Origin of the sequence: Micromonospora inyonensis (assembly GCF_900091415.1) — a bacterium.
Taxonomy (GTDB): domain Bacteria; phylum Actinomycetota; class Actinomycetes; order Mycobacteriales; family Micromonosporaceae; genus Micromonospora; species Micromonospora inyonensis.
This window is the reverse complement of record NZ_FMHU01000001.1, coordinates 2011019-2024333: the sequence shown is the minus strand read 5'-3', so window position 1 is coordinate 2024333 and position 13315 is coordinate 2011019. Positions and strand designations below refer to the sequence as shown.

Here is a 13315-nt window from a genome sequence, read left to right as displayed (position 1 = left end):
GGGCAGATGCGGCAACGGTCCGGGCGATGGGCAAGGATGGGAACATGCCGCTGTTCTCCCGCTCCGGACGGTCCGTCCTCGGGACGACCGTCGGTACGGGCGTCCGCACCACCCGCAGGCTCCTCCGCGGGTCGGTCGACGGCGGTCGGTGGATGGGACGGCGGTTCGGTCTGGCCAGGGCCCGCAGCGCCGGGGGCGAGGTCGGCATGATCCGCCTCTTCGACCTGCACGCCGTCTCGTGCGCCGGGGACACCCTGATCGCCATCGGCCTGGCCGGAACGATCTTCTTCAACGTGCCGCTCGGCGAAGCCCGCAGCAAGGTCGCCCTCTACCTGCTGGTGACGATGGTGCCGTTCGCGATGCTGGCGCCGGTGGTCGGGCCACTGCTCGACCATTTCCGGCACGGCCGGCGCTACGCTCTCGCGGCCACCATGCTGGGCCGGGCCTTCCTGGCCTGGATGATCTCCGACTACATCCACGGCTTCGGGCTCTACCCGGCGGCGTTCGGGGTGCTCGCCCTCTCCCGCGCGTACGGGGTGGCCCGTTCCGCGGCCGTGCCCCGGTTACTTCCCGAAGGGCTCGGCCTCTCCCAGGTCGGCGCGCGGGCCAGCGTCTACGGCACGGTCGCCGGCGGCCTGGTCGCCCCGATCGGGCTGGCCGCGTTCTGGTTCGGCCCGCAGTGGCCGCTCCGGGTCGCCTCCCTCATCTTCCTGGCCGGCATGGTGATCGCCCTACGGCTGCCGCCCCGCGCCGACTCCGAGCCACCGGAACGGGTGCCCCGCCCGCTGCGCCGGGCGTTCGGCCGCGACGGTGAACGGCCGCTGGGCCGTGGCGGCCCGGCGGGCCGACTGGTGCTGGCCACGCTGATCGGCGCCGCCACTCTCCGCGCCGTGTACGGCTTCCTGCTGCTCTTCCTCGCCTTCGCGATCAAGGCTGGCGACCTGACCACCGTGCTCCTCGGCCGGGATCTCGGGGACGAGGTCGCCCTCGGCCTGGTCGGCGCGGCGCTGGCCCTCGGCGCCTTCCTGGCCACCGCCGTCGGCACCCGCCTCCACATCCACCACCCGGCGCTGATCCAGTCCAGCGGCATGGTCATCGTGGCCGGGGTGGCGGTGCTCGCCACGATCCGGTTCTCCCTGGCGATGGTGGCCGCGCTCTGCCTGGTGGCCGCCCTGACCAGCGGTGTCGCCAAGCTCGCCGTCGACGCGTCGATCCAGGAACGTATCCCGGAGCGACTGCGGGCCAGCTCCTTCGCCCACTCCGAGACGGTGTTGATGCTCGCCTTCGTGGCCGGCGGCGGCCTGGGGCTGGTCCCCTTCGACGGGCGGATCGGCATCGGTGTGGCTGCCGCCGTCGGCACGCTCGCCGCCCTCCGGGGCATGCTCGTCACCCGCCGGTTACGCGGCGAACGCCTGCTCGGCCGCCCCGTCGGCGACGACGAACTCGTCGACCCCGCCCCCGCCGGCACCACCGGCCACGACCCCGCTCCCGCTCCCGCGCCCACCGCGCCGGAGGACGAGCGGCTCATTCCACCCGGCTACCACATCTACCGTCCCTCACCGGTGGCCGACCGCTCGGAGGACGAGGACCGCCAGGACTCCCAGGGGCCGGTGGCATGACGGGTCTGCTCGTGGTCACCGCGGTGCCCGCCGAGGCGGAGGCGGTCCGTACCGGCCTGACCGACCCGACGGCGACGGTCGTCCCGGTCGGCGTCGGACCGGCCGTGGCGGGGGCGGCCACCGCACGTCTGCTGGCGCTCGCCGAGGCCGCCGGACGCCCGTACGGTGGCGTGGTCAGCGCCGGCGTGGCCGGGGGCTTCGCCCATCGGGTGGCGGTCGGCGGGACCGTGCTCGCCGGCCGTAGCCTCGCGGCGGACCTGGGTGCGGAGTCGCCGGAGGGGTTCATCCCGATCGACGAGCTGGGCATGTCTCCCGAGCAGCTCGGCGGCGAGGTCGCGGTCGCGGCGGATCCGGCCCTGCTCGCCGCCCTGCGGTCGGCGCTACCGGACGCGGTGGTCGGCACGGTGCTGACCGTCAGCACCGTGACCGGCACCGCCGACAGCACCCGGGCCCTCGCCGACCGACACCCTGACGCGGTGGCCGAGGCGATGGAGGGGTACGCCGTCGCGGTCGCCGCCGCCCAGGCCGGGGTCCCCTTCGTGGAACTCAGGACGATCTCCAACCCGATCGGGCCCCGCGACCGGGGCGCGTGGCGTCTCCGGGAAGCACTCACCGCCCTGGGCTCGGCGGCCGCGGCCCTCGACGCCCTGGGTCCGGCGGCCCTCGACGCCCGGCGGACCGACAGAGCCTGAGCGCCCGCGGCCTGGTCCACCCCATCTGGAAGTCGCAGGCGTGCGGGAATGCGATCTCACCGCCCTCGGCAACCGCGTGGACCGTGCCGATCCCGGACCGATCCATCTCCGCCGTGAGGAAGGTGACCAGCCGCCACGCGGTGGCGGGCAGGCCGGCACCGTCCCCGCCGGTAACGAATCTGCTGGAGGATCCGGTCGATCTCACGCCGCCGGTCTCGACCACGCCGGTCGAGGTCGTAGGTCGCCGGGGGCACCGGCAACGGCCACCGCTCCGGCGGCAGGTTGTACCAGTCCGCCCACCAGGCCCCCGGCCAGTCCTTCAGGGTGCGGACCTCCCGTACGTCGAGGTGGGCGGGGTAGTGCCGACCCGCGCCGTCCCGACATCCGTCGTGCGGCACGGCCGGGACCGCCGCCGGTCGTTCCCCACCCGCGACGCCGACCGTCACCTCGCCCCCGGCCGCACGGACCAGCCGCTCGACCGTACGGAACCGTGGTTCCGGCCGCCTCGCCCGACTCGATCCGGGCCACGGTGCTCTTCGGCACCCCGGCCCGCGCGGCCAGCTCGCGCTGGCTCAGGTCCGCAGGGCGCGCAGCACCGCCCCGAGCTCGACACCCGCCCCGGTCCGTCCGGCCCCGGCCCCGACACCCGCCCCGGCCCCGGCGTCGGCTTTGCCCTGCCCGTCAGCGGCTCCCCAGTCGGGCCGTCCGGGATCACCGCACGCTCGGTCACACCCTGATCGTCCGAAAGCTCGCCGCCGTTCTCAACTACCTCCCGCACTCCTGTGGACAAGCCTGTGGACAACTCGCCCCGGCGGTGGAGGTGGTTATCGGTCGAGCCCTTTCGAGCTGCCCCGTCTGTGCGGGCAGCTCCAAAGCGCGCCAAGGGCATGTCGCCGAGGAGCAGGGACCTACCATCCGGACCAACCGGCAGCCCGGCCGAGGGAGGCGGCAGCCCGGCCGAGGAGGGCGGCAGCCCGGCCGAGGAGGGCGGCAGCCCGGCCCGGGGGCGCGGCCGGAGTGCCAGGTCAACGGGCTACCGTGAAGGCGTGGCGCTCTCGCTGGCGATCTCGCCCTGCCCCAACGACACCTTCGTGTTCCACGCGCTGGTGCACGGCCTCGTGCCCGGCGCACCGCCGGTCGAGGTGACCTACGCCGATGTGGACGTCACCAACACCGCCGCCGAGCGGGGGGCGTTCGACCTGGTCAAGGTGAGCTACGGGGCACTGCCGTGGCTGCTGGAGGACTATCACCTGCTGCCCTGCGGCGGGGCGCTCGGCCGAGGGTGCGGCCCGCTGCTGCTCACCCGCCCCGGAACCGGCGAGGCGGGCGCGGGCGACCCCGGCGAGGCGAGCGGGGGCGACCTCGGCAGCACGGGCGACCTCAGCGGCGCGACGGTCGCCGTACCGGGTGACCGGACGACGGCGTACCTGCTGTTCCGGCTCTGGTCGGCCGAACGGCCGCCGGCGCGGATCGAGGTGGTGCCGTTCCACGAGATCATGCCGGGCGTGGCCGCCGGCCGGTACGACGCCGGCCTGGTGATCCACGAGGCCCGGTTCACGTACCCCCGACACGGGTTGACCGCTCTGGTCGACCTGGGCGAATGGTGGGAGCGCACCGCGGGCCTGCCGATCCCGCTCGGGGCGATCCTGGCGAAGCGCGGCGTGGTGGACCCGCAGGCCGCCGCCGGGTGGATCCGCGCCTCGGTGGAGCGGGCGTGGGCCGACCCGGCGGCCACCCGGGACTACGTGCTAACCCATGCCCAGGAGATGGAGCCCGACGTGGTGGACCGGCACATCGGCCTCTACGTCAACGAATTCACCGCCGACCTGGGAGCGGACGGTTTCGCCGCCGTGGAGGCGCTGCTGCGCCGGGCCGCCGACGCCGGGCTCGTGCCTCAGACCTCCAGCTCGCGCGCGACCGCGTGGACGAGCTGAGCGATCTTCTGCGCGGTCTTCCGGTCCGGGAAGCGGCCCCGCCGCAGGTCCGGCTGGACCTTGGCCTCCAGCACCTTGATCATATCCTCGACCAGTCCGTGCAGCTCCTCCGCCGGCCGGCGGCGCAGCTCCGCAACGGACGGCGGGGCGTCGAGCAGCTTGACCCCCATCGCCTGCGCGCCCCGGCGGCTGTCCACGACGCTGAAATCGACGCGCTGGCCGCCCTTCAGATCGGTGACCCCTGCCGGCAGCGCGCCCTTGGGCAGGAACACGTCGCCACCTTCGTCACTGGTGACGAACCCGTATCCCTTGGCCGCGTCATACCACTTCACTCGACCCGTCGGCACCTGAGAACCCCTGCTTCGTTGAGACGTCTACTCCCCTCAGGCTAGCCGGATCAACCGCCCCGTCGCCGCTGGGAATCCGGTGAGATCGTCGAGTACCAGGTCGGCTCCGGCGGCGCGCAGTTCCTCGGCCGAGCACGGGCCGGTCGCCACCCCGATCCCCGGGATCCGGGCCGTCCGGGCGGCCACCATGTCCGCCACGTGGTCGCCGACGTAGTGGGTCGCGCCGTGGGTGACCAGCGCGGTCGCCTTCTCCTCGGCGAACAGGTCGCCGACCAGCTCGTCGACGGCCAGCCCGAGGTGGTCCAGGTGCAGCCGGGCCAGCCGGCCGAGTTTCGCGGTGACCACCAGGACCCGTCCGCCGTGGGCACGGACGGCGTCGAGGGCGGCGACCGCGCCGGGCAGCGGCACCGTCGGGGTGATCGCGTACGCCGGGTAGAGCTTGCGGTAGAGGGTGACCATCGAATCGACCTCCGCCGGCGGGAACCAGCGGGCGATCTCGGTACGCAGCGGCGGCCCGAGCCGGGCCACCGCGGACTCGACGTCCACCGGCACCCCGGTGCGGGCGGTGAGCGCCCGGAAGGTGGCGGCGATGCCGGGACGTGAGTCGACCAGGGTCATGTCGAGATCGAACCCGACTGTCAGAGGGGACATGCCGTGAACCTACCGTCGGCGGGGATACCGGCCGGACGTCCGAGGGGCGGGACCACCCTTCGGCCGGCTAGCGTGGAACGACGATGACCACCTCACTCGCGGACCACCTGCGCACCCTCGGCGACGAGGCGCTCGCCGCGCTGCTCGCCCGGCGGCCGGACCTCGTCGTACCGGTCCCCGCCGACCTCTCGGCCCTCGCCGTCCGGGCGCAGTCGCGGGTCTCGGTGGCCCGCGCGCTCGACGGGTTGGACCAGTTCACCCTCCAGATCCTCGACGCCGCCCGCCTGACCCGGCGTCCCGACGGCGGTGGCACCTCCGTCGAGACGGTGCTCGCGATGGCCACCGCCGGTCCGCGCCCACCCGCGCCGACCGCCGTCCGCACCGCCCTGTCCCGGCTGCGCGAGCTCTTCCTGCTGTACGGCCCGGAGCACGACCTGCACGTGGTGCCGAGTGTGGACGAGGTCTCCGCGCACCCGGCGGGGCTGGGCCGGCCGGCGGCGGAGCTGGACCCGGCCACGGCCACGCTCTGCGCCGACCCGGCGAAGCTGCGGCGGACGCTGCTGGCCGCTCCCCCCTCGGCGCGGGCGATCCTGGACCGGCTCGCCGCCGGCCCACCGGTCGGCACGGTGCCTCCGGGTGCGCTGCGTGCCCCCGCCACCGGAGTGGAGGACGTCGTCCCCGCCGACCTGACCAACGGTGGCGCGCCCACCGGCTCCCCGGTGCGCTGGCTGGTCGACCACCGGTTGCTGGTGCCGGTCTCCGGGGCGGAGTCCGGCGGGGCGGGCGCGGTGGAACTGCCCCGCGAGGTCGGCCTGCTGCTGCGTCGGGAGACCGGTCCGCTCGGTCCGTTGCGGACCGAACCGCCGGCGGTGGCCGCCGCGACCCGGGAGCCGAAGGTCGTGGACAACGCCGGGGCCGGACAGGCCATGGAGGTGGTCCGCCACACCGAGGCGTTGCTGGACGCGCTGGCCGCCGACCCGGCGCCGGTGCTGCGGACCGGCGGGGTCGGGGTGCGGGACCTGCGCCGGCTGGCCAAGGGCACGGGGCTGGACGAGGCGACCACGGCGCTGCTGCTGGAGACGGCGTACGCGGCCGGGCTGCTCGGCGAGCTGGATCTGCCCGGGGCGACCACCACCCGGTACGGGGCCGACCAGCAGGTCCTGCCCACCGGCGGGTACGAGGTGTGGCGGGCGGTCTCGCTGGCCCGGCGCTGGGAGCAACTGGCCCGCGCCTGGCTGACCATGACCCGGCAGGTCGGGCTGGTCGGGCAGCGGGACGACCGGGACCGGCCGATCAGCGCGCTCTCCGCCGAGGCGGAACGAGCCGGCGCGCCGGCCGCCCGCCGGGCCGTGCTCGGCGTCCTCGCCGACCTGCCCCCGGCTACCGCCCCCACCCCCGACGAGGTGCTGGGGCTGCTCGACTGGCGGGCACCCCGGCGCAGCCGGGGACGGGAGACGGCGCACCGGGAGGTTCTGGCGGAGGCGGCCACGCTGGGCGTGACCGGTCTCGGGACGCTCACCTCATACGGGCGGCTGCTGCTGGTTGACACGGAGTCCCAGGGAGGAACAGGGACCGACGACCCGCTGGGGGTGCGCACCGATCCCGACGAGCAGTCGACCGCTGTCCGGGCCCTGGACGCGCTGCTCCCCGAGCCGGTCGACCACTTCCTCGTCCAGGCCGACCTGACCGTGGTGGTGCCGGGTCCACCGGAGCCGACGCTCGCCGCCGAACTGGACGTGGTCGCCGAGCACGAGTCGGCCGGCGGGGCGAGCGTGCACCGGGTCACCACGGCGAGCGTCCGCCGGGCCCTGGATGCCGGCTGGTCCGCCGAGGACCTGCACGACCTGTTCCGTCGCCGGTCCCGGACCCCGGTCCCGCAGGGGCTGACGTACCTGGTGGACGACATGGCCCGTCGGCACGGCGGGTTGCGGGTCGGTTCGGCCGGGGCGTACCTGCGCAGCGACGACGAGGCGCTGCTGGTCGAGGTGCTCGCCGACCGGCGGTTGGAGTCGCTCTCGCTGCGCCGCCTCGCCCCGACCGTGCTGGTGACGCCGTACCAGGTGGGGCGGATGCTGGGGGCGCTGCGCGACGCCGGCTACGCGCCGGTACCGGAGGACCCGGCCGGTGCGGCGGTGCTGGCCCGACCGAAGGCGCGCCGGGCCCCCGCCCGGATGCCGGTGTCCACCCGCTCGGTCGACCCGCTGGCCGGGCCCCGGCTCACCCCGCCCCGGCTGCTCGGCATCGTGGAGCAGATCCGGCGGGGCGAGGCGGCGGCGCGGGCGGCCCGCCGGGCTCCGTCGGTGCTGCGTGGCGTGGCACCGGAGGGGGGCGGCCCGGCCGCGGTGCCGGGTCACCGGGACACACTGGCGGTGCTGCAACAGGCGGTGCGGGACAAGGCCCTGGTCTGGGTGGGGTACGTGGACGCGCACGGCGCCACCGCGTCCCGGCTGGTGCGTCCGGTGTCGATCGGGGCGGGTTACCTACGCGCCGAGGACGACCGGACGGAGATGCTGCACACCTTCGCGCTGCACCGGATCACCGCGGCGGTGCGGGAGGAGTAGCTGCTCAACCGGCCGGCGGGCGGCGTCGGCCGCGCCGGACGGTGCCGACGATCGAGACGATCAGCAGCAGGGCGAAGGCCGCCCCGGCCGACTCGCCGACCGAGTCGACGAATCCCTGCCGGAGCACGAGCCAGCCGAAGAGGAACCAGCCGAGGACCGCAGCGCCGGCCACCGCGTACGCCACCACGGTCGCGGTGGACACGGTCGACGTCCCGGCGGTGGTGTCCCGGTCGACCGTCATCTGCTGACCTCCCGTCGCCGCCCCCCGCGTCCACCCTGTCACCTGAGGGGACGAAGTGACAGGGTGGACGCGGTCGGATCGGATCAGGTGCCGGGCCGGCGGCCGAAGACGACCACCCGGTAGCCGACCTTGCCCCAGTCCCAGAACCGCTTGGCGTCGGCCGGGAGCAGGTTGATGCAGCCGTGCGAGCCGATCGACTTGTCGTGCAGGTAGGTCGTGGTCTGGTGGTAGCCGATGCCACCCACGAAGCGCTGCCAGTACGGCAGCCACACCTCGTACGGGTTCGACCACTCCTTGATGTTCCGCTTGTTGATCTTGTAGGTGCCGGTCGGGGTGGCGTAGCCGCGCATCCCGGTCCGGGTCACCGTCGGTGGGATGACCACCTTGCCGTCGCGCATGGCCCAGGTGGTCTGCCGGGTCAGGTCGATGCAGAACGTGACACCGGAGCCGGTCTTGCAGCTCTTCACGTTCGTGGTGGCCAGCCGCTTCGACACGTCGTGAGTGGTGGGTCCGGCGCGACCCTGGACGGGACGGATGTCGTACCGCTGCTGGAACTTCTTGATCGCGGCGCAGTCGGTGGCGGACTGCTTGCCGTCCACGATGACCTTGCCGAAGGTGCCCAGCTTGGCGAGGTACGTCTCGACGGCCCTCTGGTACTCACCCTGGGGGCAGGTGCTGCTGGCCGTGGTCTTGTTCGAGGTGGTCTGGACGGTGGTGCGGGTGGTGCCGAGTGTCGCGGTCGCCTTCCTGGCGGGTATCGGGGCGGTCAGCTGGTCGGAGCCGGGCGAGGCGCGCTCCCCCGATAACCCACCCGACACGCTGACCGCGGCGAGATCGTCGCCGGCCGGATCAGCCTGCGGGTCGAGCGCGCACGCGCCCGCACCGACCAGCGTGACCACTGCCAGGGCGGCGACCCCGATGGTGGACCGAACTCTGTTCATGTGTCCTCCTAGGGGCGCAGCCGTCCCTTCGCTAGACGTATGCGAGTGCCGCGAAGGTTGCACCCTGTGGTGAATTTTTCTGCCTGATCCCGCCGCGTGCAAGACTGGATGGTCGCCCCGGAGGCCGTCGGGCGACGTAAGACCTGGTGAGAGCGGGAGGACCCGGCGTGAGCGGTGGACCACTGATCGTGCAGTCGGACAAGACCCTGCTGCTGGAGATCGACCACCCGGACGCCCAGGCCTGCCGGATGGCCATCGCGCCCTTCGCGGAGCTGGAGCGCTCCCCCGAACACGTGCACACCTATCGGCTCACCCCGCTCGGGCTGTGGAACGCCCGAGCCGCCGGGCACGACGCCGAGGGTGTGGTCGACGCCCTGCTCAAGTACTCCCGCTACCCCGTGCCGCACGCGTTGCTGGTCGACGTGGCCGAAACCATGGACCGGTACGGCCGGCTCCAGCTCGCCAACGATCCGGTGCACGGGCTGGTGCTGCGGGCGCTGGACCGGTTGGTGCTGATCGAGGTCGCCAAGAGCAAGAAGCTCGCCGGAATGCTCGGCGCGAAGCTCGACGACGACACGATCGCGGTGCACCCCTCCGAGCGGGGTCGGCTCAAGCAGGCCCTGCTCAAGCTCGGCTGGCCAGCCGAGGACCTGGCCGGATACGTCGACGGCGAGGCGCACCCGATCGAGCTGGCCGAGGCCGGCAAGGACGGCGGGAAGCCGTGGACGCTGCGGTCGTACCAGCGGGCGGCGGTGGAGGCGTTCTGGGCCGGTGGATCGGGTGTGGTGGTGCTGCCCTGCGGCGCGGGCAAGACCCTGGTCGGGGCGGCGGCGATGGCCGAGGCGAAGGCGACCACGCTGATCCTGGTCACCAACACGGTCGCCGGCCGGCAGTGGAAGCGCGAGCTGGTCGCCCGCACCTCGCTGACCGAGGACGAGATCGGCGAGTACTCCGGCGAGCGCAAGGAGATCCGCCCGGTCACCATCGCCACGTACCAGGTGCTCACCTCGCGGCGCGGCGGCGCGTTCACCCACCTCGACCTGTTCGGAGCCCGCGACTGGGGCCTGGTCATCTACGACGAGGTGCACCTGCTGCCCGCGCCGATCTTCCGGTTCACCGCCGACCTCCAGGCCCGTCGCCGGCTCGGCCTCACCGCCACGCTGGTCCGGGAGGACGGCCGGGAGGGCGACGTGTTTAGCCTGATCGGCCCGAAGCGGTTCGACGCGCCGTGGAAGGACGTCGAGGCGCAGGGCTGGATCGCCCCGGCGCTCTGCACCGAGGTACGGGTCACCCTGACCGACGCCGAGCGTCTGGCCTACGCGACCGCCGAGAGCGAGGAGCGCTACCGGATGGCGGCGACCGCCCGGACCAAGCTCCCGGTGGTCCGCGCGCTCGTGCAGCGGCACCCGGACGAGCAGGTGCTGGTGATCGGCGGCTACATCGACCAGCTCCACCAGCTCGGCGAATACCTCGACGCGCCCATCGTGCAGGGCTCGACCACCAACAAGGAGCGGGAACGGCTCTTCGACGCCTTCCGCTCCGGCGAGATCCGGACGCTGGTCATCTCGAAGGTCGGCAACTTCTCCATCGACCTGCCCGAGGCGGCGGTGGCGATCCAGGTCTCCGGCACGTTCGGCTCCCGGCAGGAGGAGGCGCAGCGGCTCGGCCGGGTGCTCCGCCCCAAGGCCGACGGCCGCCAGGCGCACTTCTACACGGTGGTCTCCCGGGACACCATCGACACCGAGTACGCCGCCCACCGGCAGCGCTTCCTCGCCGAGCAGGGGTACGCGTACACGATCGTCGACGCCGACGACGTCCTCGGCCCGAAGCTGCCCACCGTCGACTGAGCCCGGCGCGGGCGGGTCCGGCTGAGACCTGCTCGGGACGGTCCGCGCCCTGCCGAGCCCCGGGGGTTCCTGGTCCGGGTCCTTTGGAGCTGCCCGCACAGACGGGGCAGTTTCCCGCCTCAGCTCGGCCTGACCGACGCGGCCAGAACCCCCCGACGGCTCCTCGCACGCATGATCAACACAGTGGCCGCCGCCGCCGACAGCCAGACGGTCAGCCGCACCGGCTGCGCCATCAGGCTGTCCGGCGGCGGAGGCAGGACCACCATCTGCAGTGCGGCGCCAGCCGGCACCAGCAGGGCGGCGAGGGTCCCGACCGGACCGGGTCGCCGGATCGACGCGCCCACGATCCCGAGCGCAGGGCCGAGCACCACGCTGCCGATCAACCAGTACCGGGTCGCCCTGTACCACCACGCGCCGCCGTCGAAGATCACATCCATGCCGTAGTAGGCGGTGGTGGCGAAGAGCAACGCGAGGGCCCCGGCCACCGCGCCGCGCAGCACGCCCGTAGCGGGTCGCGTGTGCCGGCTGACCAGCCAGCCCACCAGCACGGCCGTCCCGGCCCACGCCCAGCCGGCGTCGAGGATGAGGCTGGCGAACTCCGCAGCCTGCGACCAGGCACCCCGCTCGGCCCGCGCCGTGCCGACCTCGCCGAGCCAGATCGGCACATGGTTCACCACAGAGTCGACGGCACCCAACGCCATCCCGACGACCGGCCCAGTCGCCACCCACCGCACACGATCACGCCCCCGCATCATGACAGTCAGTGTGACGGGCCATCCGCTCCGATAGGTTCTCCACCTCCGCCGCAGGAGCCAGGAAGCCGTCGACGTGCGCCGGAGAGGCGGGTACCACCGTCATCCGACCAGTGTCACGGATCCAGGGTTCAGGAACGGTCGGCCACGAACACGCCCTTGCCCTGATGCCCCTCCACCAGACCTTCCGCTTGGAGGATGAGCAGGGCGGAACGGACAGGCTCTGCCGAGACGCCGTACTGCGCGATCATCTCGCGCAACGTCGGTAGTTTCGCACCGGGTCCGTACTCGCCGGAGGCGATCTTGTCACGGATATCTTGGGCGATGCGTTGACGGTCTGAGACTCGGGGCATGGGCAACTCCTGGTAGGCCCCAAGATCTTCCCATGGCCGCCACCAGCCATCCAACACTTTGCGTGGTAACCATACTCAGCCTTGCACTTTGCATGGTTTGCATTGTATGTTCGTGACGGGTTCCTGGCGGCGGATCGCCTGGTAGGCAACCGGCCTCCCGGTTGGGTGCCCACAGTGCTGGCACGGCTGAATCCTCTCGTCAGCCGTGCCAGCACCCGACCTCACCAGACACCACACGTCCGGTCGCCGTACTGCGGAATGGGGGCTGCGGTGGTCGGGCCGGGTGGTCTCCGGCGGACCCGAACGCCGGAGACCACCCATCCATCCGAACGACAGATTCGACAGACGAGAGCGGACACCCCGAAGGGCGGTCACCTGATGCGCACACTCCTGCGTCGCCTGCTCGGCCGGCAGCATCGGCGTCGGCCGGCGTACCGGCACCCCGTCAACGCGGCCCCACCGTCCGCATACCGACCGTTGCGCCCCTGGCAGGTCCGCGCCCGCTGCTTCGCCACCCGCCGCCACGGGCTCGACCCGGAGGAGATACGCGCGTTCCTGCACCGCGTCGCCGACGAACTGGCCGTCGCGCAGACGGCGCTGGACGCCGTCCTCGACGAGAACAAACGGATCAAGGACGCGCTCCGCGACTGGCAGACCACGTACGCCCTGCGCCCGACCGCCCGGGACCAGCGATGACCGCGTCCGAGGAACGATGGGTGATCCACGTGCCGGTCGTCGTACCCGACCTGAGCCGCGCCCGGATCTTCGCCCGCACCGCCACGCGCGCCCTCGCTCTGCTCACCACACGGATCGACGCCGGAGAGGTGACCGTCTCGACCGAGGACGCCCAGGGCGTACGGCATCGGGTCTTCTGTGACCGGCAACTGACCGGCGGGGGCCGGTGCACCCTGCCCACCGACCACCTCGCACCCTGCGCCCGATCCGGTCCGACCCGGCACCGGCGGCCCTGACCCCCGCAATCGCCCGCACCGTGCGGGATCGGCGGACAAACGCCGGTGCCCCGCACCGTCGCCCTCGCGGGCGAGCGGTGCGGGGCACCGGTCGACGAATCAGTTCTTGACGATCTTGCCGCCGAGGATGTCCAGGCAGTCGGCCTCGCCGTGCTGGTTGAGGTGCTCGATCAGCGCGTTCACGTCGACGATCCCGCAGACCGCGGCGGCCACGTCGACCTCGACGTCGTTCAGGACGACGACGTCACCGACGGTGACGTCCACCAGGTCCCCACTGGCCGAGGCCGGGGCGGCAGCGGCGAACATCCCACCGACGGCCAGGGTGGTGGCGAGCAGGGTCTTGGTGATACGGCCCATTTCTGTTTCCCCTCTCTCTGACACCCTTTTCCGGGTGCCATTCCGGCTG

The 13315-nt window shown here is 73.1% G+C and carries 15 protein-coding genes; 7 read left to right on the top strand and 8 right to left on the bottom strand.

The genetic code is table 11. The features are described from left to right. Positions 1–44 precede the first annotated feature (44 nt). Together GA0074694_RS09300 and GA0074694_RS09295 are read left to right on the top strand one after the other, a co-directional pair. Positions 45–1619, top strand: coding sequence for an MFS transporter (locus tag GA0074694_RS09300; RefSeq protein WP_091455557.1), 1575 nt, complete (start codon positions 45–47; stop codon positions 1617–1619). Next, a complete protein-coding gene (locus GA0074694_RS09295) occupies positions 1616–2311 on the top strand; it encodes a futalosine hydrolase (RefSeq protein ID WP_091455554.1) in 696 nt (231 codons plus the stop codon). Before GA0074694_RS09300 ends, GA0074694_RS09295 begins: the two co-directional genes overlap by 4 nt. A gap of 201 nt (positions 2312–2512) precedes the next feature. Here the strand turns inward: GA0074694_RS09295 and GA0074694_RS34110 are convergent, their stop codons facing one another. After that, the gene (locus GA0074694_RS34110) at positions 2513–2872 is read right to left on the bottom strand and encodes a hypothetical protein (RefSeq protein WP_425413614.1); all 360 of its coding nucleotides are present in this window, start codon (positions 2870–2872) and stop codon (positions 2513–2515) included. Positions 2873–3357: 485 nt separating this feature from the next. Here GA0074694_RS34110 and GA0074694_RS09285 point away from each other — a divergent pair, with 485 nt between their 5' ends. After that, positions 3358–4245, top strand: a complete 888-nt coding sequence (locus tag GA0074694_RS09285; RefSeq protein ID WP_091455547.1) for a 1,4-dihydroxy-6-naphtoate synthase — start codon at positions 3358–3360, stop codon at positions 4243–4245. Here the strand turns inward: GA0074694_RS09285 and GA0074694_RS09280 are convergent. Continuing rightward, positions 4206–4592: a cold-shock protein gene (locus GA0074694_RS09280; protein ID WP_091455543.1), complete on the bottom strand. Its 387-nt coding sequence runs from the start codon at positions 4590–4592 to the stop codon at positions 4206–4208. The genes GA0074694_RS09285 and GA0074694_RS09280 overlap by 40 nt on opposite strands. 36 nt (positions 4593–4628) lie before the next feature. Further along, a complete protein-coding gene (locus tag GA0074694_RS09275; protein WP_091455539.1) occupies positions 4629–5243 on the bottom strand; it encodes an HAD family hydrolase in 615 nt (204 codons plus the stop codon). 83 nt (positions 5244–5326) lie between these two features. Here GA0074694_RS09275 and GA0074694_RS09270 point away from each other — a divergent pair, with 83 nt between their 5' ends. Next, entirely contained in the window at positions 5327–7804 is a 2478-nt protein-coding gene (locus GA0074694_RS09270) for a helicase-associated domain-containing protein (RefSeq protein WP_091455537.1), read from the top strand. A 4-nt stretch (positions 7805–7808) separates the two neighbouring features. Here the strand turns inward: GA0074694_RS09270 and GA0074694_RS09265 are convergent, their stop codons facing one another. Further along, positions 7809–8045, bottom strand: a complete 237-nt coding sequence (locus GA0074694_RS09265; protein WP_091455534.1) for a hypothetical protein — start codon at positions 8043–8045, stop codon at positions 7809–7811. Between the two features lie 83 nt (positions 8046–8128). Continuing rightward, positions 8129–8986, bottom strand: coding sequence for a L,D-transpeptidase family protein (locus GA0074694_RS09260; RefSeq protein WP_091455531.1), 858 nt, complete (start codon positions 8984–8986; stop codon positions 8129–8131). A gap of 167 nt (positions 8987–9153) precedes the next feature. Here GA0074694_RS09260 and GA0074694_RS09255 point away from each other — a divergent pair, with 167 nt between their 5' ends. Then, the gene (locus tag GA0074694_RS09255) at positions 9154–10833 is read left to right on the top strand and encodes a DNA repair helicase XPB (protein ID WP_091455528.1); all 1680 of its coding nucleotides are present in this window, start codon (positions 9154–9156) and stop codon (positions 10831–10833) included. Between the two features lie 119 nt (positions 10834–10952). On the opposite strand, the gene GA0074694_RS09250 is transcribed toward GA0074694_RS09255, so the two are convergent. Together GA0074694_RS09250 and GA0074694_RS09245 are read right to left on the bottom strand one after the other, a co-directional pair. Beyond that, complete coding sequence (locus tag GA0074694_RS09250) at positions 10953–11558, bottom strand: hypothetical protein (RefSeq protein WP_141714005.1); 606 nt, start codon at positions 11556–11558, stop codon at positions 10953–10955. Between the two features lie 158 nt (positions 11559–11716). After that, the gene (locus GA0074694_RS09245; protein WP_091455521.1) at positions 11717–11938 is read right to left on the bottom strand and encodes a winged helix-turn-helix domain-containing protein; all 222 of its coding nucleotides are present in this window, start codon (positions 11936–11938) and stop codon (positions 11717–11719) included. A gap of 378 nt (positions 11939–12316) precedes the next feature. Here GA0074694_RS09245 and GA0074694_RS09240 point away from each other — a divergent pair, with 378 nt between their 5' ends. Both GA0074694_RS09240 and GA0074694_RS09235 read left to right on the top strand, forming a co-directional pair. Then, entirely contained in the window at positions 12317–12634 is a 318-nt protein-coding gene (locus tag GA0074694_RS09240; RefSeq protein ID WP_091455516.1) for a DivIVA domain-containing protein, read from the top strand. After that, complete coding sequence (locus GA0074694_RS09235; protein ID WP_091455513.1) at positions 12631–12909, top strand: hypothetical protein; 279 nt, start codon at positions 12631–12633, stop codon at positions 12907–12909. The genes GA0074694_RS09240 and GA0074694_RS09235 overlap by 4 nt, the downstream gene beginning before the upstream one ends. Before the next feature lie 99 nt (positions 12910–13008). On the opposite strand, the gene GA0074694_RS09230 is transcribed toward GA0074694_RS09235, so the two are convergent. Next, positions 13009–13266 (bottom strand): hypothetical protein, encoded by a 258-nt coding sequence (locus GA0074694_RS09230; protein WP_091455509.1) that lies wholly within the window; start codon positions 13264–13266, stop codon positions 13009–13011. Positions 13267–13315 lie beyond the last annotated feature (49 nt).